General features: G+C 60.0%; 16 protein-coding genes. 6 read left to right on the forward strand and 10 right to left on the reverse strand.

The features are described from left to right. Complete coding sequence (locus OHL23_RS09125; RefSeq protein ID WP_263351467.1) at positions 1–783, reverse strand: hypothetical protein; 783 nt, start codon at positions 781–783, stop codon at positions 1–3. Between the two features lie 134 nt (positions 784–917). Beyond that, positions 918–2,396: a class I SAM-dependent rRNA methyltransferase gene (locus OHL23_RS09130; protein WP_263351468.1), complete on the reverse strand. Its 1,479-nt coding sequence runs from the start codon at positions 2,394–2,396 to the stop codon at positions 918–920. A 158-nt stretch (positions 2,397–2,554) separates the two neighbouring features. Here OHL23_RS09130 and OHL23_RS09135 point away from each other — a divergent pair, with 158 nt between their 5' ends. The 3 genes from OHL23_RS09135 to OHL23_RS09145 all read left to right on the forward strand — a co-directional run bounded on the left by OHL23_RS09135 (position 2,555) and on the right by OHL23_RS09145 (position 9,488). Beyond that, positions 2,555–4,915, forward strand: coding sequence for a RelA/SpoT family protein (locus tag OHL23_RS09135; RefSeq protein WP_263351469.1), 2,361 nt, complete (start codon positions 2,555–2,557; stop codon positions 4,913–4,915). Positions 4,916–5,022: 107 nt separating this feature from the next. Then, positions 5,023–5,646 (forward strand): GNAT family N-acetyltransferase, encoded by a 624-nt coding sequence (locus tag OHL23_RS09140; RefSeq protein WP_263351470.1) that lies wholly within the window; start codon positions 5,023–5,025, stop codon positions 5,644–5,646. A 239-nt stretch (positions 5,647–5,885) separates the two neighbouring features. Further along, positions 5,886–9,488 carry an Ig-like domain repeat protein gene (locus tag OHL23_RS09145; RefSeq protein WP_263351471.1) on the forward strand — a complete coding sequence of 1,201 codons (3,603 nt, stop codon included), beginning with the start codon at positions 5,886–5,888 and terminating at the stop codon, positions 9,486–9,488. A gap of 33 nt (positions 9,489–9,521) precedes the next feature. Here OHL23_RS09145 and OHL23_RS09150 read toward each other — a convergent pair whose 3' ends face one another. Beyond that, positions 9,522–11,078: a glucuronyl esterase domain-containing protein gene (locus tag OHL23_RS09150; RefSeq protein WP_263351472.1), complete on the reverse strand. Its 1,557-nt coding sequence runs from the start codon at positions 11,076–11,078 to the stop codon at positions 9,522–9,524. An 84-nt stretch (positions 11,079–11,162) separates the two neighbouring features. Between OHL23_RS09150 and OHL23_RS09155 the strand changes: the two genes are divergently transcribed. From OHL23_RS09155 to OHL23_RS09165, 3 genes are all read left to right on the forward strand, one after another. Further along, positions 11,163–12,407 carry an SGNH/GDSL hydrolase family protein gene (locus tag OHL23_RS09155; protein ID WP_263351473.1) on the forward strand — a complete coding sequence of 415 codons (1,245 nt, stop codon included), beginning with the start codon at positions 11,163–11,165 and terminating at the stop codon, positions 12,405–12,407. Between the two features lie 70 nt (positions 12,408–12,477). Then, positions 12,478–12,849 carry a PadR family transcriptional regulator gene (locus OHL23_RS09160; RefSeq protein WP_263351474.1) on the forward strand — a complete coding sequence of 124 codons (372 nt, stop codon included), beginning with the start codon at positions 12,478–12,480 and terminating at the stop codon, positions 12,847–12,849. A 2-nt stretch (positions 12,850–12,851) separates the two neighbouring features. Beyond that, entirely contained in the window at positions 12,852–15,515 is a 2,664-nt protein-coding gene (locus tag OHL23_RS09165) for an ABC transporter permease (protein WP_263351475.1), read from the forward strand. A 166-nt stretch (positions 15,516–15,681) separates the two neighbouring features. Here OHL23_RS09165 and glk read toward each other — a convergent pair whose 3' ends face one another. The 7 genes from glk to tkt form a co-directional block, all read right to left on the reverse strand. After that, positions 15,682–16,701 (reverse strand): glucokinase, encoded by a 1,020-nt coding sequence (gene glk, locus OHL23_RS09170; protein WP_263351476.1) that lies wholly within the window; start codon positions 16,699–16,701, stop codon positions 15,682–15,684. Continuing rightward, positions 16,698–17,495, reverse strand: a complete 798-nt coding sequence (gene pgl / locus OHL23_RS09175) for a 6-phosphogluconolactonase (protein WP_263351477.1) — start codon at positions 17,493–17,495, stop codon at positions 16,698–16,700. Before pgl ends, glk begins: the two co-directional genes overlap by 4 nt. Positions 17,496–17,582: 87 nt before the next feature. Then, positions 17,583–19,133, reverse strand: a complete 1,551-nt coding sequence (gene zwf / locus OHL23_RS09180; RefSeq protein ID WP_263351478.1) for a glucose-6-phosphate dehydrogenase — start codon at positions 19,131–19,133, stop codon at positions 17,583–17,585. Between the two features lie 226 nt (positions 19,134–19,359). Continuing rightward, positions 19,360–20,265 (reverse strand): phosphogluconate dehydrogenase (NAD(+)-dependent, decarboxylating), encoded by a 906-nt coding sequence (gene gnd, locus OHL23_RS09185; protein ID WP_263351479.1) that lies wholly within the window; start codon positions 20,263–20,265, stop codon positions 19,360–19,362. Positions 20,266–20,304: 39 nt separating this feature from the next. Then, entirely contained in the window at positions 20,305–20,940 is a 636-nt protein-coding gene (locus tag OHL23_RS09190) for an HAD-IA family hydrolase (protein ID WP_263351480.1), read from the reverse strand. A gap of 127 nt (positions 20,941–21,067) precedes the next feature. Beyond that, positions 21,068–21,532, reverse strand: coding sequence for a ribose 5-phosphate isomerase B (gene rpiB / locus OHL23_RS09195; protein ID WP_263351481.1), 465 nt, complete (start codon positions 21,530–21,532; stop codon positions 21,068–21,070). A gap of 94 nt (positions 21,533–21,626) precedes the next feature. Beyond that, on the reverse strand, positions 21,627–23,624 hold the full coding sequence (gene tkt / locus OHL23_RS09200) for a transketolase (RefSeq protein WP_317891665.1): 1,998 nt from the start codon (positions 23,622–23,624) through the stop codon (positions 21,627–21,629). Between the last annotated feature and the right edge of the window lie 64 nt (positions 23,625–23,688).

Genomic DNA, 23,688 nt, shown 5'->3' on the forward strand with positions numbered 1-23,688 from the left:
TCAGTTTGTGGAGGGCGCGGGGCTTTGCTGAGCTTCGGGTTGGCGTGTGTCGACAATCTGGAAGCCTTCAGGAAGCTCAAAGTACTTTGGATCGGGCTCGGTAACGGCGATGTCGCTCAGGGTGAAGGTTTGGGTGCCGATGCGCGGGTCGCTAAGGATGGACAGCAGGTTGATGCCGAGCTGCGTGGAGTGCCAGTATTCGCGGACGATTTTCATGGGTTCGTCGTTGCCCATGACGCCGGGGTTCACGGTTGTTGTGTCGCGAGAGCCCGTAGTCTCGATGCCCTCGATCATGCGGATTCCGAGATCTTCGTGAGTGCGGAAGCCTGCCTTTCCAGGCAGCGGGCCGCTCGTGACTTGAACTTCCTTTCTAACCAGGCCAGCGTATGCCTGCAACTCGCAATATCCTTTTTGCCTGCCCATGAGAAAGCAGTCATAGCCGGTGTGTTGGTTGGGGTCGTAGATCTGGAGGAGGTTCATGGCGGATGGGATCTTGCCGTTCTTTGGCACGAGCAGCCAACGCTCCTGATAGATGCGGCCGTCGCGGTCGCGGACAACTTTGCGCTGGTTGACTATGGTGGAAGATCCTCCGCCGGCCAGCGGCTTTGCCCACTCGGTATGCACCGTGGCGGTGAAGGGCGCGTTATGCAGAGGCGGGATGTAGATGCTTTGGAGAACTTCGGAGGAACCGCCGTCGAACGGCGCGGGAGCGGAGGACTCTTGTTGAGCGAAAACGACGGCGGAGACGGCGGTGAGAAGGAGGGCGATGTTGAGCTTGCGCATGGAGGACTCCTGCCGGGCACGAGAAGTATGCCATGACTTGGGTCATCCAGCGGAAAAGATGTTGATCTAACTAGGAACGAGCCAGATCGTTATCCGTCGGGAGTATTAAAGGTCGCAGCTCAAGTCCTTCCGAGTTAATCGACTGCGCAGATGAGGCATTTGAGGTATTCGGTTTCGGGGAGATTGAGCAGGACGGGATGGTCCTGGGCGGCTCCGCGACGTTCGAGCAAAGTTACGCGGCGATGGGCATCGATGGCTGCGGACGCTACGGCTGACTCGAGGTCGGTCCAGGTGATGTGGTGGGAGCAGGAGCAGGTGATGAGCAGACCGCCGGGCTTGAGCAGGTGCAGGGCGCGGAGGTTGAGCTCCTTGTAGCCGCGCAGCGCGCCTTCGACGGCGCGCTTGCTTTTGGCGAAGGCGGGCGGATCGAGGACGATCAGGTCGAAATCCGAGGGCTCTTTGGCTTCAGACCAGCCGCGGAGGAGTTCGAAGGCGTCGGCTTCGAGCCAGTCTACTTCTGTCTTGAGGTGGGATCGGTTTGCTTCAAGGTTGCGTTCGGCCACTTCGAGCGAGGCGCGGGAGGCGTCAACGCCGGTGACCTGTTCGCAGACCTGGGCTAGATGGAGGGCGAATCCGCCCTGGTAGGTGCAGATGTCGAGAGCTTTCTTTGTGCCGCGAGCTTTGGCCCAGGCTGCTGCGGCGGCGTAGTTCTGGCGCTGGTCTAGGAAGGCTCCGGTCTTCTGGCCGCTGTTGACGTCGAAGTGGAAGCTCAGACCATTGAGACGGAAAAGCGTGCTGGCGGCGGGCGATTCGGGATTGCTGGCGAAGAGCGGTGTGCTGGCTGGGGCGGACAGGCCTTCCAGTTCGCGGATCCGTGGATCGGGGCGCTCCCAGATGGTCAGAGTGTCTTTGATCGTGACGAGTTCCTGGCGCAGGGCTTGTACGCAGATCTCGCGGACGTCGGCGCGGTCGAGCCCCTTGGCGAGTAATTGAACGATCACGATGCCGGCGTATTTGTCGATGATGAGGCCGGGAAGGTTGTCGGCTTCGCTGAAGACGAGACGGCAGGCATCTGTGTCGGCATTCAAGAGGGGCAGGCGGCGGGCGATGGCTGCGCGCAGACGGGTTGCCAGAAGACTGAGCCATTTTGCCTGATCGATGGCTTCGCGCGAGACGAGGCGGAGAGCGATCTGGGAGGCTGGGCTATAGAGCGCTGTGCCGAGGAGCAGTCCACGGTTGTCGGCGACGGGGAGCAGGGCGGGAGCATCTTCGTTGCCTGTGAAAATCGACTCGATATCGGTGGCGTAGACCCAGAGATGGCCATTACGCAGGCGGTCGGAGGCGCGGCGGGTGATGCGAGCGCCGAACTCCTGAACTGGTGATGAGATATTGGCCGGGCGGGGAGTGGGTTTGGCAGGTGTGGGTCGGCCTTGCCGCGCTGCGTCGGCTTCGTTGCGCTGGGATTGCGGCTTTCTAGCCTCGCTTCGGTTCGGGGTTCGATCCGGTTTGCTCGACGTTTTCCGTATGTCCGGTCGCGTAAAAGGCGAGGTTGGCTTTGTGGCGGTCGGCGCCTTGGTGAGGGGAGGCGATTGCGGATTGCGCGGTTTGGCCATCCTTTCATTAAAGCAGTTCAAATGAGGCCGATTCCAGTGTTGCAGATCGCGTACAGCGGGGTTTGAGGGTGGCGAGAATTGACCAATTGGAAACAACGGTTATTGATCTGCTGGGATACTCTTAAAGATTTTGCTGCCGTATCGGCCTATAATGAAGCATGGCGACCCATCCGACCACCGCTCCGGCAGCCAGCCCGAAGCCAATTTTTCCCGAACAGGGTTTCGCGCGGCAGGTTCCAGAGATGGGGGAAGCGGTCGCAACTTCCGTTGCAGCCAATCCGGCAGGCGAAAGCCCCATTGGGAAGCGTTTTGAGCAGCTTCTGACGACGGTTCGCGCCAATCGACCCAATGAAGATCTAGCTCCCATCAAGAAGGCGTGGGAGTTCTGCGTGCATTATCACGAAGGGCAGCTACGGGCCTCTGGTGAGCCGTATGTTATTCATCCGCTTGAGGTTGCGGAAGTGTTGGCGGAGATGAAGCTGGATGCCACGGCGATTGCGGCGGGATTGCTGCACGATGCGGTGGAAGATACTCCGGTGACGAGCGAGGAGATTGCAACGGCCTTTGGCGAGCAGGTAGCGCACATTGTCGAAGGCGTCACAAAGATCGACAAAATTCAGTTTGCGAATCGCGAAGACAGGCAGGCGGAGAACGTCCGCAAGATGCTGCTGGCGATGGTTTCGGATGTTCGGGTGGTGCTGATCAAGCTGGCTGACCGGCTGCATAATATGCGGACACTTGAGCATCTGAAACCTGAACGGCAGGAGGCGATTGCCCGCGAGACGCTGGATATTTACGCGCCGCTGGCGCACCGGCTGGGCATGGGCAAGGTACGCGGCGAGCTGGAGGATCTGGCTTTTCGCTACACCGATCCGCTGAGCTACCAGCAGGTGTCGGAGGCGGTCGAGGCGCGGCGCGTCGAGGGTGAGCAGTTCCTGGCCGGGGTTGAGGACGCGATTGTCGAGCAGCTTCGCGAGAACAACATCCATGCGCGCGTGGAATGGCGCATCAAGCGGCTCTACTCTATCTTCCAAAAGCTGCAGAAGTCGCAGGTATCCGTCGACCAGGTCTTCGATCTGCTGGCAATTCGCATTATTACGCAGAGCCAGGCGGACTGTTACGGCGTGCTGGGGCTGATTCATTCGTTGTGGCGGCCTGTACCAGGCAGGGTGAAGGATTTTATCGCCATCCCCCGCGCAAACCTTTACCAGTCGCTGCATACGACGGTGATGGGCGACGGCGGGCATCAGTTTGAGGTGCAGATACGGACCGAAGAGATGCATAAGGTTGCGGAAGAGGGCATTGCGGCGCACTGGAAGTACAAGGCCGGCGAATCGGTGATCTCCGCCAAGGACGAGCAGCGGCTGGCTTGGGTGCGGAGCCTGGTGGACTGGCAGCGGGAGATGACGGACCCGAATGAGTTCCTCTCAAGTTTGAAGATGGATCTCTACCCGGATGAGGTGTACACGTTTACACCTCGCGGCAAGGTGGTCATCGTTCCCGCGGATGGAACGCCGGTTGATTTCGCGTATACGGTGCATACCGAGGTTGGCCACACCTGCGTCGGGGCCAAGATCAATGGGCGCATGGTGCCGCTGCGGACCAAGCTTCGGAATGGCGACATTGTCGAGATCGTCACGCAGAACGGGCACACGCCGAGCCGGGACTGGCTGACTTTTGTCAAGAGCCCCCGGGCGCGGAACAAGATCAAACACTGGCTGAATGAAAACCAGCGGCTACGGGCGATTGAGGTTGGGCGCAAGCTGCTGGAGCGGGAAGCTCGGAAGTTCAAGATCCCGATGGCTCGCCTGGATGACACGGATATGGCGCGCGTGGCGGGCGAATACGGTGTTGCGACCGCAACGGATCTGATGGCCACGATTGGCTTTGGGAAGCATTCGGCGCGGCAGGTTCTGAATAAGCTGGCCCCGGGGCTGGTCAGTTCCGCTCCGGGTCAGCCGATTGCCGATCCGGATGCGACGGATCAGAAGCCAATCAGCGGCTCGCCGGCGGCAATGTCGGATGCGGTGAAGAAGCTGCATCTGACGGGGTCGGACTCGCTGCAGGTCGAGGGGCAGAATGATCTGCTTGTGTATCGGGCGCGATGTTGTAACCCGATTCGTGGGGAAGAGATTATTGGTTATGTGACGCGCGGCAAGGGAGTCGCGGTTCATGCGCGAAGCTGCCCGAATGTGCAGAATCTGCTGTATGAGAGCGATCGTCGCATCGATGTGGAGTGGGCGAAGACCGGGGACGAGATGCCGGGGCGGGCGCAGCGTTATCCGGTGAAGATTACGATCCATTGCGACAACCGCTCGGGCATGCTGAAGGAGATGACGGCGATCATCTCGAACGACGACACGAATATTCGTTCGGTGGAGACGCGGGATGGCGAGAACGGCGAGGCGATCGTTGAGTTTGTCGTGGATGCCGAGGATCTGCGGCATCTGAACCGCATGGTGCTGGGCCTGCGCCGTCTGCCAGGTGTGCGCGAAGTGCAGCGGGCGCAGAAACTCTGACTGCCACTGTTGCTCACAATCGCCCGCTCTCCTGCTAACCTGAACGGGTGTCTTCGCTTCATTTGAATCTTGCAGACTGGCGGCCCGTGCCGTTGCCGGCTTCGGTTATGCTAACGGGCCGGTGGGTTACGCTGGAGCCGCTTTCGGCCGCGCGGCACTCTCATGCGATATGGCAGGCAGTGCTTGGACATGAAGAGGTCTGGCGATGGCTTGGCGATGGGCCATACCTGAGCGAAGAGGATCTTGCCGTTGCTCTGGCGGCCAAGGAGACTGGCGCGGCTGCGCGATTCTTTGCGATCTTGCCTAAGTCGGACCCGACGGCGAAGGGTTATGCGAGCCTGATGCGCATGGACCCGGCCAACGGAGTGATTGAGGTGGGGAATGTGATGTTTTCGCCTTGGTTGCAGCGAACACCGGCGGCGACAGAGGCGATGTACCTGATGGCGCGATATGTGTTCGACGAACTGGGCTATCGGCGATATGAGTGGAAGTGCAATGCGTTGAATCTGCCTTCGCGGCGGGCTGCGGAGCGGCTTGGATTTACTTTCGAAGGCATCTTTCGGCAGCATATGGTGGTCAAGGGACAGAATCGGGATACTGCCTGGTACGCAATGCTCGATTCCGAATGGCCGGCGCGCAAGCGGGCATTTGAGGCGTGGCTGGCGCCGGAAAACTTCGATGCGGAAGAGCGTCAGCGGAAGACGCTTTCGAGTCTTGCCGGTAATTTCTAGAGGGACTGAGTGGACGCTTGTTGGGTTCGGGAGTGGAGGCACTCGGATGCCCGGATCGAAGTTTCGCTGCGGATGGTGCCGGGCTCGGCTATACAATCGTTTCGAACCAAAACAACAAGGGAAGAATGCGACGCAGACGACGCTTTGGCCGATGGTGTTTTCTCCTGCTGCTTGCCGGAATCTCAACGGCGGGCCTCTGCGCTGCAGACGCGCAAGAATTTGTTGCCACTCGAGGAGGCTTGGCTCATCCTGCGGGGAGTGCCGTTGGTTCGACTAAGCTTTCGTCGGTGCGGCTGGAGCGGATGCTGCTACTGCTGCAACCTGACGCGGCGCAGCAAAAGGGGCTCGCGAAGCTGCTAACCGATCAGCAGACGCGGGGCAATGCGAGCTTTCACAAATGGCTGACGCCGGTACAATTCGCCGACCGGTATGCGTTGAGCGCCGGAGATGCGGCGCAGGTGGCCGCGTGGCTGCGTGCGCAGGGATTTGACTTGGCAGCGCTGCCGGCGAGCCGGGGGTGGATTGAGTTTTCGGGCAGCCTAGTTCAGGTGCAGAAGGCATTCGGCACAACGCTTAAGGCTGTCGACTCGGGCAGCGGAGAAGTGCGGTATCAGCTTGCGGGTGCGGCCAATTTTCCGGCTTCGATTTCTGGTCTGGTGGCGGGGCTGGTCTCGCTCGATGGGGTTCTGTCCGCGCCTGCCGTGACTGTTACGACGGAACTGAGCGGAAGCGCCGAAACGCTGGCTGCGGCGACTTCTTTGAACACGGCTCACGCGCTTACGCCATCGCTTGCGGCAAAGTGGCTCAATCTCGGTTCGCTTCCGGCGAAAGGCGCGACCGGAGCCGGGGAATCGATTGCAATTCCTGTGCGAAGCAATGTGCGTCAGGAGGATTTTGCTGCTTTCCGGAGGAGCTTTGGTTTGCCGGAAGCTACGCTGGGCGTGACGTTGGGCGGTGTAGATCCGGGTCGCACGAGTGATGAGGCAGCGGCTGTTCTGGCTGCTTCGTGGGCTGGTGTGACGGCGCCGGATGCACAGATTGTCCTGGTGCCTGCGGCCTCTACGAACGCTACGGACGGTGTCGATCTGGCGCTGGCTGCGGTTGTGGATGGCGCGATGGCGCACACGGTGAGTCTCGGGTATACGGCTTGCGAGAACAGCCTGTCGCCGGCGCATCAGACGTTTTACGCGGCCCTGTACGCGCAGGCTGCGGCCGAAGGAATGGCGATCGTTGCAGCCAGTGGGGACAGCGGCGCGGCAGGCTGTCATTCGCCGCTGGATGCGAGTCCTGTTGCGAATGGATGGGGCGTGAATGGGCTTGCCTCGACGCCATGGAATACGGCGGTGGGCGCGGTTGCCTTTACTGCGGATGGAACAGGATTAACGGGCTGGCAGCCGGCGAGGGCTGCCGACCCTGCTTATGCTACGGGCGGTGGTTTCAGTTCGATTTACACGACGCCGCAGTGGCAGTCAGCGGCGGGGTTGCCTGCTTCTGATCCAATGCCTGCGAATGCGCTCGGTTCGGTGGCTGCGCATCATCGGTATCTGCCCGATGTGAGCCTGCCGACCGTTTTCCATGCTGGTAATGGGAGCGGCATCCAGGGGTTGGCATTTTGTTTTGCGGGGGACGCGAATAGTTCGGGCGCCGATGGTTGCCACCTTGTGAGTGCCGGAGGCAGCGCGGTTTCGGCTGCGCTCTTCTCGGGGATTGCTGCGGTGTTGGCACAGAAGTATGGGCCGGAGGGGAACTTGGCGCCGAATCTCTATGCATTGGGCCGCGTTCGTCAGGACTCATCTGGCAGTTCCCAGTCCTCATCGGAGTCGCAATCTGCATTTGTGGATGTTACTGTGGGCGGGGCTAAGTTGCGTTGCGTGCCGGGCAGCGTGGGCTGCACGACTTTAAGCGATGATACGGGTGAGATTGGGTTTGATTCCGCAGCCGGATTCGATCTTGCTTCTGGGCTGGGTTCGGTGAATGCCGGGGTGTTGGTCGCTAACTGGACGACTCCGGATGCTACGGGCACGGCACCGGTTACTGTCGAGATGACGAATACAGGGGGAGTTACTTACAATCCGTCGGCGATCATTGCCCTGTCTGCGCGGGTTCTTTCCGGATCGGGCGGGACGGTGCCTACCGGCACGGTCCAGTTTTATGACAAGTCGGTGTCGGCAAACACCGGAACGCCGGTGACGCTGGATTCCTCGGGCAATGCGACTTACTCCGAGAACGGGCAGTTTACGGTGGGTGGGCATAATATTGCGGCTATTTACAGCGGAGACAGCACTTATGAGTCGGCGCAGTCGCAGCCGGTCACGATTAACATTCAGCCGAGTCCAACGTCGCTGGTGGTTGCTCCGTCGACCACAACGCCAAGCGGCGGAAGCACGATCACGGTGACGGGCACGGTTACGGCGACCAATCCGGGCAACTCGCCGCCGACGGGTACGCTGACGGTCAATCTCGATGGCTTGCCGCAGGGAAATGTGAAGCTTGCCACGTCGGGCCCGACGACAAGCGGCAGCGTCAATGTTGTGGTTCCGTCGGCTGGCGCGCACACGGTGCAGGGGATTTATTCAGGAGACGTGAATTACAACAACGCTACTTCTCCGTCGGTGACGATTACGGTGGCGAAGGGTGCGACGGTTACTTCGATCTCCGCTGCGCCGAGCACGCTGACGGCGGGTGTTCTGGAGACTTTTACGGCGACGATGGCCCCGGCAACCACGACGACGACTGCGTTCACGATTACCGGAACGGTTTCTTTCTATGACGGTGGGACGACGCTGCTGGGCACGGCGACGATTAGCAGTAATACAGCCATTCTTACCGGAATCGTGTTGTCTACGACCTCGGCGCATACAATTACGGCTGTCTATTCGGGAGACGCCAACTGGAGCGCTAGCGTCTCAAGCCCGCTGCTGCTGCAACCGATTCTGATGCCGGTGACGGTCACGTTGGCGGCTAGCAACAGTGTCTTGGCTCCGGGGCAGTCGGTGACTCTGACGGCAACTGTTACGCCAGTGAATTTGCCGGTCAGCACGGCCGAGCAGCATCCGACGGGGAACGTCTACTTTTATGCCGGAACGACGCTGATCGGGGAGACATCGGTGACGGCGGGACTGGGAGATACAGCGGTTGCGACGGTCTTTGTGCCGTCTCTGCCGGCAGGAGCGTATGTGATTACTGCTCAGTACACGGGAGATGGCACTTACGGCACGGCTGTCTCCAACTCACTGAATCTGGCGATTGAGGACTTCACGATCGGTTGCAGTGTTAACAGCGTAACTGTGGTGCAAGGACAGACTGCGACTGTTACTTGCTCGGTTGCTTCGCTGGGCGGTCTGACGGGACCGATTCAAATCGTTTGCGCCGAGCAAAACCCGCCGCAGAATGGGGCGATCAACTGCACTTTCGATCCGACGGTCATCAATGGCACGGGACGAACGACGCTTACGATAGCCACGGCGGCGGGGAATATTTCGCAGGCCAGCCTAAAAGCTAATCCGGATGCGAAATCGTCGCGTGGGCAGAGAGATCGGCATGGCCCTCCGTTATGGCAGGCTGCTGGTGGGGGAGTGGTGCTGGCTTTTGCGGGCTTGCTGCTTTCGCCGATTGGTAGGCGTGCGCGGTGGCTGCGGCGTGGTGGCGCAAGGATGCTTGGGCTGGCGCTGCTTATGATTGGTCTGGCTGGAACTGGCCTTGGGTGCAATAACTCCGTGACGCTGGCGAATAACGGTGGTACTCCGCTGGGTGTGAGTACGCTGAAGATTACGGCGGGGGCGGACGTGAATACGGTTACGGTGAGCCACTATGCGTATCTCACCGTGAATGTGACGCCGTAATTACAGAATGCTCCTTTGAGAGCAGCGCTGGCTTCAGGAGGCTGGGGTACGGCCAATGAGCTTGTCGGCCCATTGAAGGAAGTACTTCACGTTTGGGGCGTCAGTGTGGCCGCCGTCGTGCTGACGCCAGGCGAGCTCCCCGTCGAGAAGTCCGCTGTTGACTGGTGGCATCGTGGCCGTGTGGTAGTCGTCTGAGACGCCGAGGCCGTGTGCGCCGAGCAGTTTGAAGACTGGCTGCGCGGCGACGGTGGCCATGTAGCTGCCTTGCTGGTCGAGCCATTTTGCGTCGCCCATGGCGGGTACGCCGTAGCTGATGAAGGTGAGACGAGGCGCGCAGAGGGCGATGAGTTCGTGGGAATCGACGGGAAGGTCGCCTGGATTTTTGCTGCCGAAGGTTGCTTCGGATGTTCCGTATTTCATGAAGTTTCCGGCCATCCAGTAATATTCGCCGCCGGTGAGGCTTTCTACGGCTTCGCCGAAATTGCGGCGGTTCAGCTTTACGCCGCCTTCGCCGGAGGAGCCGATGAGGCCCATGGCGAAACGGGGCTCGAAGGCGAGCGTGACCAGCGCTGCTTTGCCGTAGCGGGAGACGCCCTCGATGCCTACGTGTTTTGAGTCGATGGCTGGGTCGGTTTCTAGGTAATCGAGGCCGCGCGCGGCTCCCCAGGACCAGGCGCGTAGTGCGCCCCAGTCTTCGGGCTTGCGTGGCTGGCCTTTGTTGACGAGGCCGATGATGCCACGGGTCAGACCAGCGCCATTGTCGGCCTGGATGCTGGCGGGGTTGATCAGGGCGTATCCCCAGCCGTCGGCGATGAGCTGCTGGGTGGTTGGCGGGTCACCTGCGGGCCTGGGTGCGCCGAATCCGAAGGCGGGAGCGAGCGCGTTGAGCGGGCTGTAGCCGGGATAGTCATGGAAGATGGCGGCGAGGGAAGGATCCTTGTCCACCAGTAGTGCCTTCACTGCGGCGTTGATCTTTTCCATATCTTCGGGCGGAGGCTGAGTGGGGTTGGGCAGGCCGGTGCGGCCGAACATCATCAGGAGTGGGACGGGACCTTGGGCGTTTGCGGGAACGACGAGGGTCATTGCGATGTCGACGGAGATCGCTGGGTAGGCGGAGTTGTCGACGTGGCCGACGAGCTCTTTTGCGATAACCGGCGTGAAGCCGACGAACTCGCGGTCGGTGACTTTGACTTCCCAGGTGACTTTAGGGAGGTTCTTCGGCAGACGGCCATAGACTTCCCGCTCAAAGTCTTCGACGATTTCAGGACGGCGCTGCTTCCACCACATCTCCGGGGTAGTCACTTTTTGGCCGTTCTTCAGTGTGAGAACGTCGGGCAGATTGGGATATGGATTGGCGTGGGATTCGTCGTAGTTGGCGTGATTCGGGGCCTTTTCGTCGCCGCTTGGGCCGGGGCGCAGAGCTTTGATGCCTAACTGGTCCATCATGTTCTGATGGTCTTGGTCTGCCGTGAAGGTAACGGGAGGGGGTGCGGAGGTCTGAGCTACTGCATATCCAAAAGGAAGGAGGAAAAATGCAGAGGCAGCGGCAAGACCATGCGTGAGTCTGCGAAAAGACTGGCTCTCGAACATCGAGGAGACCTCCCCTGCGGATATTTTCTTGGTGTCCCGAACAAAAGACATGCTACATGGCTTTTCCGGTTTAAGCTACTTGCTATGAAATTAACTAGAGATTTTCTCATAGGGATGGTGTTTGCGGTCGTGTTGTCGCCGTTGCAGGCGCAAACTAAGACGACTGGGCCTAGCTGGGTAGGTTCGTGGGCGGCATCACAGCAGCTTCCTGAGCCGCAGAATTCGATGCCTCCGGAAGACCTCAACGATGCGACATTGCGCCAGATCGTGCATCTGTCCGTCGGCGGGGCGACGCTGCGGGTACATTTGTCGAATGCTTTCGGATTTCTGCCGCTTCACTTAACCTCGGTTCACATCGCAAAGCCTCTCTCACCTGCCGCGGCGAGTATCGACCCGGCGACGGACAAGGCGCTTACTTTTTCGGGCAGGGAGGATGTAATTATTCCGGCGGGGGCTGAGTATATCTCCGATCCGGTGAGTTATCCGGCACCGGCACTGAGCGATCTTGCGGTTTCAATCCACTTCGATTTGCCGCCCGCGGAGCAGAGCGGGCATCCGGGGTCGCGGGCTACGTCTTATCTGGTGCATGGCGATGCAGTTTCTGCGGCGGAGCTTGCGGGTGCGCGGAAGTTCGATCACTGGTATCAGCTTGCGGCTATCGATATTGCCGCGGGGCCGGATGCGGGGGCGATTGTTGCGCTTGGAGACTCGATTACGGATGGTCATGGAGCGACTACCAACGGCAATGACCGGTGGACGGACGTACTGGCGCAGAGGCTGCAGGCGAATGCAGGGACGCGCAATATTAGCGTGCTGAATCAGGGAATTGGCGGGAATCATTTGCTTACGGATGGTCTTGGGCCGAATGTGCTGGCGCGATTTGACCGCGATGTTTTGGCGCAGACCGGGGTGCGATGGGTGATCGTGCTGGAGGGAGTCAACGATATTGGGGGACTGACGCGGTTGAGTGATCCTCCGCAGGCTGATCATGAGGCTTTTGTGCGGCGGATTCTTGCGTCGTACGAGCAGATTATTGCGCGCGCACATGCCGCGCATATCCAGGTGATCGGGGCTACGATTATGCCGTATACCGATTCTGGGTACTATCATCCGCCTGCGAGCAATGAGGCTGACCGGCAGGCGATCAATGCGTGGATACGAGCCGCGGGACACTTCGATGCGGTGGTGGATTTCGATAGGGCCACGGCTGATCCGAAGAGGCCGGATCATCTGAATCCTGCGTACGATTCCGGCGATCATCTGCATCCTTCGGCGTCGGGATACCGGGTGATGGGCGAGGCTGTTCCGCTGACGTTGTTTGCGCGGTGACTTCAGGTTGACATCGTGATTTTGTTCTTTGGGTTGACATTCTACCCAAATGAGCGAATACTTGGGTCGAATGGCTACCCAAGAGAACAACGACGACCGAATTGCCTTGTTGCAGGGCACGCTTGACTTGCTGATATTGAAGACGCTGGTGCTGGGACCGTGCCATGGGCAGGGTGTGGCGCGATTGATTCAACGGCAGTCGGAAGACGTGTTTCTTGTCGATCATGGCTCGCTCTATGTTGCCCTTCAGAGGCTGGAAGACAAGAGGTGGATCAGCGCCAAGTGGGGCGTCAGCGAAAACAATCGCAAGGCGCGGTTTTATTCGCTGACGCCGAAAGGGCGCGCGCAGCTTGTGGAGAAGGCCAGCGAGTGGCGGCGGCTGACGCGCGCGATGGGACTGATTCTGGACTCGAACAGCGGAATGCAGGGCGAGGAGGCATAGGCATGTTCAGGCGCAGGCGAAGTGCGGAGGATTTTGCGGAAGAGATCAAGGCGCATCTGGAACTTGAGGCTGCGGACCTGGAGGGTGAGGGCCTGAACAGGGACGAGGCGCGGCGGATGGCGCGTTGTGAGTTCGGAAATGTCGGCGCGGCGCAGGAACACTTTTATCTGAAGGACCGATGGGTGGGTCTGGACAGGTTGCTGCGCAATGTGCGATTTGGAATGCGGTCGCTGCGGCAGAGTCCGGGATTTGCGGTGACGGCGATTCTGACGCTTGCTCTTGGAATTGGCGCAAACACGGCCGTCTTCAGTGTGATGAATGCTGTGCTGCTGCGGTCGCTGCCGGTGTACGATCCTGATCGGCTGGTGTATTTGAGGACATCTAATCCGCCGCGCGGAACAGGGACTATCGATTCCAACAAAACGTTCTCTTATCCGGTCTACGCTGCGCTGCGGAAGCAGAGCAGCGGACTTTCGCCTGTGATGGCCTTCGTGCCGCTGTCGGGCAGCAAGGTCGCAGTTCGATACGGTGCGCAACCGGAAGAGGCAGAGGGCGATATGGTGAGCGGCACCTTCTTCTCCGGGTTGGGAGTAAGTCTGCCGCTTGGCCGCGGATTCAGCGAGGAAGATGAGACTCGCCATGCTCCGCTTGCCGTGCTGAGCTACAACTACTGGACGCGACGGTTTGTCCGGAACCCGGAGGTTTTGGGAAAGACTCTGTATGTGAATGGCGTGGCTATGACCATTGTGGGAGTGGCCGCGGAGGGCTTTGAAGGGGTCGAAGGCGGTGGGTCGACGGATTTCTGGATTCCACTGCAGAGCCGCCGGGAGCTGAATGCGTGGGGCAATCCTCCGGACGAGGGAAAGCTCTATGATGCGAATCCGACGTGGTGGTGTTTGCAGATGATTGGGCGGCTTGCTCCCGGTGTGACGCGAGCGCAGGCTGTGGCGCAGATGCAGCCGGTGTTTCAGCGATCTGCTTATGTGGGTCTGGGCTCGCCGATGGAGGGTGAAAAGCCGCCCGTGCTAAGTCTGGCGGATGCGAAGAGCTTTCCCGGATACGACCAGCAATATGGCAATCCGCTGCGTATGTTGATGGCGATGGTGGGGCTGGTGCTGCTGATTGCAATGGCGAATGTGGTGATGCTGCTGATGGCGCGTAATGCTGCACGTCAGAGGGAGTTCTCATTGCGGCAAGCGTTGGGGGCGGGACGCGGCGAGTTGCTGCGCCAATTGCTTACTGAGGGTCTGATCCTGGTGACGGCGGGCGGTGTGCTGGCTTGGGGTTTTGCGGAGATGGCGACGCGGGTGCTTGGCCGTTGGGCGCAGATTGAGACGAGCCTTGCTCCAGATAGCACGGTACTGCTCTTCACGCTGGCGGTGCTGGCGATTGCCGGGATTCTGTTTGGGCTTGCGCCGTTGCGCGTGGCGCTTGCCGGCGGCGCGGAACTGGCGCTCAAGACTTCCGCGGCGACATCGAACACGAATGCGGGCAAATCGCGTGCCGGTAGAGTCATTGTGGCGCTGCAGATGGCGCTTTGCGTGGTGCTTCTGGTGGGCGGTGGGCTCCTAGTCAGAACAATGCGCAACCTGGAGAACATTCCCCTGGGAATACGGGTCGATGGGCTGGTTGTTTTTGGTGTGAAGCCGAATATTCCATCGATTCCCGAGGGTGTCGCCTTTTACCGGAATCTGATGGACAAACTGCGGGTTCTGCCGGGTGTAGAGTCGGTAACCGTGTCGGAAGAACGGCTTGGGTCGGGGTGGTCAGACAACAGTGACATGCGGGTGGATGGGAAGTTGCCGGAAGTGGCGAATGGATCATCGAGAACAGTACGCAGCAATGTTGTAGGGCCGGAGTTCTTCGGCACGCTTGGCGTACCGGTGCTTGCGGGGCGTGATTTTTCCAACTCCGATACGGCGACGTCGCCTCATGTGGGCATTATCAATGAGCAGTTCGCGCAACGGTTTCTTCCCAATCAGAACCCATTGGGCCACACGATTGGAACCGAGGATGGACATTACACGATGACCATCGTTGGCGTTGTGAAGGACCACAAGTATCGAAGCATCGACGAAGAGCCGATTCCGATGGCGTGGTATATGTATGCACAGATTCCGATGGTTGGGCCTATGCATGTCGAGATGCGTGTGAAGGGCGAACCGATGGCGATTCTGCCCTCTGCTCGTAAGGTGGTGCAGGAACTGGATCCAAATCTTCCGCTGATTCGGCCGATGACGCAACGCGAGCAGTTCGATACGACGATCTCGCAGCATGTGTTGTTTGCGCGGCTCGCCGAGTTCTTCGGCTTTCTCGCAGTTGCGCTGGTGGCGACGGGACTCTATGGAATGCTGGCGTATCGCGTGAGTATGCGGACAGCGGAGATTGGGGTGCGCATGGCCGTGGGTGCACGGCGTGGGCAGGTGGTTTGGATGATCCTGAAGGACAGCTTGCTGCTGACGATGGTTGGGGTGGTGATGGGTGTTCCGCTGGCGATGCTGGTGGGGCGCGCATTGGCCTCGTCGCTGTATGGCGTGAAGCCGCTGGATTCGTTGAGCTATCTGCTGGCGGTGGCGGGGGTAGCGGTCGTTGCGGTGGTAGCGAGCGCGGTGCCTGCGGGTCGTGCGGCGAGCGTCGACCCTATGCGGGCGCTGCGCACGGAGTGATGTTTTGAGGCGCGGATGGTTCGTGCTGGCTTGTCATTCTTCAGGTTGGTTCTGAAAGCGCAAGCTCTACGATTGGAGGCGCCAGAAGTTAGTTTGAAAATTCGCCAAAAATGACAAAGCCCGGGTCGAGAACCTGGGCTTTGCTGTTTGAGTGTAGGATTGGCAGTCAAAAGGCTACGGAAGCAGCGCGTGGGCTTACGCCACTTAATTCGGCGGCGCGGGCTTCGGCGTAGGCTGCTGCGCCCAGCAGGGCAGCCCGGCTTTCGAGGATTACTCTTACTGGCATGTTGATCAGGAGCTGGCTCAGGCGGCCCTTGTCGGTGAAGGAGCGCATGAAGGTGCCGTCTTTCAGCTTCTCCAGGATGCGTGGAGCGATGCCCCCGCCAATGTAGAGGCCACCGACGGAGAGGATCTTGAGGGCGAGGTTGCCGGCTTCGGCTCCGTAGGCGGAGACATACATGTCGAGGGTTTTTTCGCAGAGCTCGCTTTTGGCGGAGAGGGCCAACTCGGTGATCACGGCGTTGGGGTCTTCGCTGGCGATGCGGTCGCGCAGCCAGGCTGGCTCTTCCATGCCGCGAACGTCGCGCAGGAAGTCGTAGATGTTAGTGATGCCCATACCGGCGACGACGCGTTCGTAGCTGACGCGGCCGTGGTACTTCTGCTTGAGGAAGCGGAGCAGATCGATCTCGTCTTCGTTGCGCGGACCGTAGTCGGTGTGGCCGCCTTCGGAGGGCATGGGGACATGGATCTTGCCGTTCCAGGCGAGGATGCCTTCGCCGAGACCGGTGCCTGCGGCGATGAGGGCGCGATTGCCGATCTGGCTGGCGTCTCCTTCGGCGAGGGTGTAGATCTGGTCGGCTTTGAGCTCGGCGACGCCGTAGCCGTTGGCTTCCAGGTCGTTGATGAGGAAGACGTGGTCAATCTTGAGGTGCTGGGCGAGCTCGCGGCTATCCAGTGTCCAGGGAAGGTTGGTCAGGCGCAGGCGGCCGTCACGGACCGGGCCGGGGACACCGAAGCAGGCCGAGGTGGGCTGATCTGCGCCGAGAAATTCGCGGACGATTTCTTCGAGGCCGGTGTAGTCTTTGGCCGGGAACCGCTCGTCGCGGGCGTAAGTAAGGTTGCCGTTGATAAAGTCGTACAGCGCCAAGTGAACTTTGGTGCCGCCTACGTCGCCTGCAAGAATCATCGAGATCTCTCCAAATGGCCTTTGCCGTCGGACCCAGGGGGCGGAAGTTGCGCGGCGGCAGCCTTATCCAAAATCAAAGTGAGTATACCGCTTGCGGGCCAGATGAGTTGAGACGGGAGGCGTTCGACGTCTTTCGGGCCGAGGAGGACTTCTTTGAGCCGGTCGGCTTTGTCGGCTCCGCCGATGAGGAAGAAGACTTCGCGGGCGTGGTTGATGACAGGCCAGGTGAGAGTGATACGCCAGGTGTCCTTTTGCGGAACCTGGTTGGCGACGACGAGACGGCCCATTTCGTCGATGGCTGCGGTGTGAGGGAAGAGCGAAGCGGTGTGGCCGTCGTCGCCCATGCCGAGCGTAACGATATCGAAGCGCGGGGCTTCGGCGCCTTCCAAACGAAAGGCGCGGCGCAGTTCGAATTCGTACTGGGCCGCGGCAACTTCGGGCTCGAGTTCGCCCTTCATGCGGTGAATCTGATCGGGGCGCATGCTGACTTTGTCGAGGAGCGTTTCTTTTGTCATTCGATAGTTGCTGTCGGGGTGGTCGGGCGGGACAGTGCGTTCGTCGACAAAGAAGAGCTCAAGTGCGGACCAGGGCATGCGGCTCAGGAATGGGTGAGCGGGGTCGGCGAGCAGCGCGAATGTGGCTTTGGGCGTCGATCCGCCGGATACCGCGATGCGGACGCGGCCACGGGCGGCGACGGCTTCTTCGGCCAGTTCAACGAGGTGCAGGGCCGCGTGCATGGCCAAGGCTGCAGGGTCCGGCTCGACTACGTAAGTGATGTGCAGCTTCGAGGACATGAAAGCTCCGTGTGGGGAAGTGGTCGGTGATCAGCCGTTAGTGTGAAGTGCGAAGTGTGGAGTCGACTCACACTTCGCACTGTCTTGTTACAGTTTGCGCCAGGTATGGCCGTCGCGCTTGAGCAGTTCGTCGGAGCACTGCGGGCCAGCCGAGCCAGCTGCATAGTTGGGGAAGGTTTTGGGCTTCTTGGCTGCCCAGGCTTCCAGGATTGGGGTGTAGAGGGCCCAGGTGGTTTCGACGCCGTCGCGATGGGCGAATAGTGTCTGGTCGCCGAGCATCGCATCGAGCAGCAGACGTTCGTAGCCATTGGCGGAGTTCTTGCCGAAGGCTGCTGCGTAGTCGAAGTCCATGGTGACAGGGCAGACGGACATTGCCTGGGTGGTGGGCACCTTGGCGCCAAAGCGCAGGGAGATTCCTTCGTCGGGCTGGATGCGCATGGTGATGACGTTCGGCTGGATCTCCCCGCAGTCGCTGACGGAGGCGTTGCGATTGAAGATGAGTTGCGGCGGCTGCTTGAACTGGATGCTGATCTCGGTGTAACGCCGCTTCAGTCGCTTGCCGGCACGCAGATAGAAAGGGACGCCTGCCCAGCGCCAGTTGTCAATGCCGAGCTTGACGGCGGCGTAGGTCTCGGTGCCGGATTCGGGGTCGACACGTTCTTCTTCGCGGTAGCCGAGGACATCCTTTCCGGCGATCTGGCCAGGGCTGTACTGGCCGCGGACGGCATCGGTCATAGGGATGGCGGGGATGGCCTGCCAGACCTTGAGCTTTTCGAGACGCACGCTCTGCGATTCGAAGGACGTGGGTGGCTCCATGGCTACGAAGGAGAGCAACTCCATGACGTGGTTCTGAACGACGTCGCGCAAGGCTCCTGCTTTTTCGTAGAACGGTCCGCGGCCTTCGACGCCGAGTGTTTCGGCAGCGGTGATCTGGACGTGGTCGATGTAATTGCGGTTCCAGACCGGTTCAAACATGCCGTTGGCGAAGCGGAAAACGAGGATGTTTTGCACCGTTTCCTTGCCGAGATAGTGGTCGATACGGAAGACCTGACGTTCGGCGAAGACGGAGTTGATCTGACGGTTGAGCTCCCGGGCGGATTCGAGGTCGTGGCCGAAAGGCTTTTCGACGACGGCGCGGACCGCTCCCTGAGCGGGCTTGGCAAGGCCGTGCGAGCCGAGGTTCTGGACGATTTCGTTGAAGTATTCGGGTGCAGTCGCGAGATAGAAGAGGCGATTGCCGCCGATGCCGTTGGCCTTGGCGATGCCGTCGAGTTCCGACTTCAGACGGGCGTATGCGGCGCCGTCGTCGAAGTTCATGGCGAAGTAATGTACTTTCTTCACGAACTCTTCGAGGTGCGGCTCATCTGCTGTGACGCCGCCAAACTCGAGGATTCCGGAACGCATGTCCGCGGCGAATTCGTCGCCGAGCGGGCGGCGGGCCACGCCGACGATGGCGAATTCCTTCGGCAGGAGACCCACCTGCTCCAAGTGAAAGAGCGCGGGCAGGAGCTTGCGCTTGGTTAGGTCGCCGGAAGCGCCAAAGATCACGATGATGGTTGGTTCAGGGATGCGTTCGCTGGGGGTGGTTGGGACATTGGAGAGATCTTCGGGAGTTACTTTCATCTGCGCTGTTGCCATGTTCTTTGCCTCGTTGGACAGCTTCTAGCTTTTAGCTTCCAGCTCGATGCTGGGGCTTGAATCCAGTTTGGTATCCCACCCTTGACGATAAGGCTGTCAAGGATGGGGCACCCGGTTTTGTGGTTGTGCTTTCCCATCCTTGTCGCGATAAGGATGCGCCAAGGATGGGGCACCCAGATTTGTGAGAAAAGCCCGCATCTCAAAATCGAGAGTGGGTATCCACGTTTTAGTCTTTCTTGACGGCGTGGCCGCCGAAGGCGTTGCGCTGGATCGCGATCATGCGGTCGGTGAAGTTGTTTTCTTCGCGCGAACGGATGCGGCGGATCAGGGACTCGGTGATGACCGGAGCCGAGACATTCAGGTCGATCGCTTCGAAGACGGTCCAGCGGCCTTCGCCGGAGTCGGCGACGTAGGCTTCCAGGCCATCAAGCGTGGGGTTCTTGGCCAGCGCCTCAGCCGTGAGGTCGAGCAGCCAGGAGCGGACGACCGAGCCGTAGCGCCAGATTTCGGCGATCTGAGGCAGGTTGAGGTCGAGCGACTCCTTCTTTTCAAGGATGGTGAAGCCCTCGGCGTAGGCCTGCATCATGCCGTATTCGATGCCGTTGTGGACCATCTTGGTGTAATGGCCGGCGCCGGATGGTCCAACGTGTCCCCAGCCCTTGTCTTTAGCGGGGGCGAGAGCTTCCCAGATGGGGCGAAGGTGCTCGACTGGCTTCTTGTCGCCGCCGATCATCATGCTGTATCCCTCTTTGAGACCCCAGACGCCGCCGGAGGTGCCGCAGTCGACATATTGGAATCCCTTGGCGGTGACCTGGCCGTGGCGGCGGATGGTGTCTTTGTAGTTGGAGTTGCCGCCGTCGATGATGATGTCGCCGGGGGAGAGCAGCTTCTCGAGTTTGGCGATGGTTTCGTCCACGGGATCGCCGGAGGGAACCATCATCCAGACGGCGCGGGGCGCTTGGAGCTTGCTGACCATGTCTTCGAGACTGGAGGCGCCGACATTGCCGGATGCGGTGAGTTTGGCCACGGCCTCGGCGCTGAAATCGAAACCAACTACCTGATGGCCCGCGAGTCGAATTCGCTCCGCCATGAATCCGCCCATTTTGCCTAAGCCGATAAGTCCGAGTTGCATTTGCTTCTCCTTTTTTTTTTCTTCTTGCGAGTTTTTCTCTTAGAGAATTCCAACTTGTTTCAGGTCGCGGCGAAGTTGCTCTTCGCCTAGAAATTGAATGGCATGTATGCCTGCGGCTGCCGCGGCGTCTGCGTTGCCCTTGCGATCGTCGATGAAGAGGACGCGATCGGCGGGGCGGCCGAGAATGTCGAGGGCGCGGCGATAGATGTCGGCGTCGGGCTTGCGGAGTCCGAGATAGCAGGAACTGAGCTGAATGTCGAGATGCTTCTCGATGCCGAATTTTTCCATGCGGTATTCATGCAGAAGACGCGACTCGTTGTTGAGCAGGCCAACGAGCCAACTATCAGATGCAGCAATTTCGCCAAGGACTCCTAACGCATTTGAGTGAATCGGCTTGGACTGGACCTTCATGGATGCGATGAAGTCGTCGGGGGTGAAGGGACGGGGTTCGTAGAAGATGGTTGCGTTGAGGTAATCCTGCATGGTGATGGTGTCCCGTTCCAGTGCGTCATAGGGGTCTGGATGGCGGGCTTCGAAGGCTGCGCGGTCGAGTTGAAACTGATCGAGTACGGTGGCTCGCTCCACGTGGTCCCAGCCATTGGTCAGGAGGACTCCGCCGACGTCGAAGAGGACTACTTCGAACTCATTGCCGGATACGCTCAGGGAAGAGGACATGCTCAACATACCTTTCGGGCAATCTCGAAGAATAACCGGATGTTAGAGAAGGATAAGGTTCCAACGAGACGGCACAAGGATGAGTTACAGGAAATTCATCGTGACTGCGTTGAAATTGAGGACGCAATCACGAAGTGGTCTTGGAGTATTTGGCTTCGATGGCCAGCACTTTGTTGAAGCGGCGGACGAAGCGCGGCTCGCTAGAAACAAAACTGGCGGCCAGGAACGAGTCGACAACATCATGCGCGGTTTCGGTGCCGATGACGCGCGCGCCGACGACCAAGACATTCATGTCGTCGTGCTCGACGCCCTGGTGTGCGGAGTAGTGGTCGTGGCACATGCCGGCGCGAATGCCGGGGATCTTGTTGGCGGCTACGCAGACGCCGACGCCTGAGCCGCAGATGAGCACGGCGCGCTTCGCGACGCCGGATTTAATAGCTTCGCCGACGGCTTCCGCGGAATCCGGGTAGTCGGAGGGTTCGGTGGAGTGAACGCCGAGGTCGACGACTTCGTGGCCTTTGGTGGCGAGGTAGGCGCGGACATCCTCTTTGAGGGAGAAGCCGGCGTGGTCGGAAGCGATGACGATTTTCATAGAGCCTCTGGCAAGCTAGCAGGTTAGCAAGTTAGCAAGTTAGCGGGTTAGCGGGTTAGCAAGTTAGCTGCACTTGCCAACCCGCGGATTCTGGTTATTTGCCCAGGAGTGTCTTGGCGTGAGCGGCTACGTTGTCGGCGGTAAAGCCAAGTTCTTTGAGGACGGTTCCTCCGGGAGCGGAAGCCCCGAAGCGGTCGAGGCCGATGACTGCGCCCTTGCCGCCGACAAGATACTTCCACCAGCCAAGGGTAGCGCCCGCCTCGATGGTGACCTTGGGAACGCCCGGCAGCAGGATGGAGTCACGGTACTCGGCCGGCTGTTCATCGAAGATCTTCCAGCTTGGGAGCGAAACGACCCGGGCTGCGATGCCGGATTCGGCCAGGAGTTTGGCCCCATCGAGAGCCGGCCAGAGTTCAGCGCCAGTGCCGATAATCACGATTTCGGGATTCGGGACATCCTTGACCACATAGCCGCCCTTGCTTACACCGGCGTACGTGTCGATGGTCGCCGGATCGAGCACCGGCAGATCCTGACGCGAAAGCGCCATGAACGAGGGACTGTTGCGCTCCAGGGCTACGCGCCATGCCGCTGCGGTTTCGTTGGCATCGGCGGGGCGGAAGTCAGTGAAGAATGGAAGGGCACGCAGCGCCAGCAGATGCTCGATGGGCTCGTGCGTTGGACCATCTTCGCCGACGGCGATCGAGTCATGGGTGTAGATGAAGAGCGAATGCACGCCCATAATGGCCCCGATACGCAATGCGGGCTTGCAGTAGTCGCTGAAGACGAAGAAGGTCGAGCCGAAGGGAACCAGGCCGCCGTGAGCTGCGATTCCGTTGACCGCCGCGCACATGGCAAACTCGCGGACACCGAAGAAGACATTGCGTCCGGTGGGGTCGGCAGCGAAGTGCGGGCTGTCCTTGAAGATGGTCTTGGTCGAAGCAGTGAGATCCGCTGCACCGCCGAAGAGCTCGGGAACGGTCTTTTCCAGAGCGTTCATGACGACCTGACCGGCATTGCGCGTGGCTACCGGCTTGGTTGTCGGGAAGCTAGGAATGGCCTTTTCCCAATCCGCCTTGCGCTCGTTCTTCTGGGTGCGCTCGAACTCGGCAGCCAGCTCGGGGTATTCAGCCTTGTAGGCTGCGAAGAGCTTGTTCCACTCGGCCTCATATTCTGCGCCTTTATCGACGGCCTGACGCCAGTTGGCGAGGGCATCTTCGGGCAGGTAGAAACTCTGGTCTTCCGGGAAGCCGAAGAACTTCTTGGTGGCCGCGGTGGCCTCGGCTCCGAGAGCTTCGCCGTGCACCTTGTTGGTGCCAGCCTTCGGACTGCCATAGCCGATGACGGTGCGGACGCCGATCAGCGTGGGCCGCTTGGTGTCTGCCTTGGCTTCCTTGACGGCCGCTTCGATGGCCGCGAGATCGTTGCCGTCATGCACGCGCAGCACCTGCCAGCCATAGGCCTCGTAGCGCGCGTAGACATTCTCGGTAAAGCTCCACTCGGTGGGGCCGTCGAGCGAGATCAGGTTGTCGTCGTAGAAGAAGATCAGCTTGCCCAGGCCGAGGGTTCCGGCGAGCGAGGCGGCCTCGTGCGAGACGCCTTCCATATTGTCGCCGTCGCCCATGATGCCGAAGGTGTGGTGATTGACGATCTCAAAGCCGGGCTTGTTGTAGACTGCGGCGAGATGCTTTTCGGCCATCGCCAGACCGACAGACATGGCGAAGCCCTGACCGAGCGGCCCGGTGGTGACTTCAACGCCGTCGGTGTGGTGGTATTCGGGGTGTCCAGGGGTTTTCGATCCCCACTGGCGGAAGCCCTTCATATCGTCGAGAGTGATCTTGTAGCCGGATAGAAAGAGCGTGCCGTAGATGAGCGCCGAGGCGTGGCCATTGGAGAGAACGAAGCGGTCGCGGTCGGACCACTTGGAGTTGCCCGGGTTGTGCTTCATCAGCTTGTGAAAGAGCAGGTAGGTGATGGGAGAGCAGGCCAGGGGCGCTCCGGGATGGCCGCTTTTGGCCTTCTCTACGGTGTCAACGGCCAGGATGCGCAGGGTATCGATGGAAAGCTGGTCAATGTCTGTTGCGATTGCGGGCATAAGCTTAGTAATCCTTTCATTCGTCTGACGCTGGTCGTCCAAAAGGCGTCGCCTTCAGGGGAAT

This window comes from Acidicapsa acidisoli, from assembly GCF_025685625.1.
GTDB lineage: Bacteria > Acidobacteriota > Terriglobia > Terriglobales > Acidobacteriaceae > Acidicapsa > Acidicapsa acidisoli.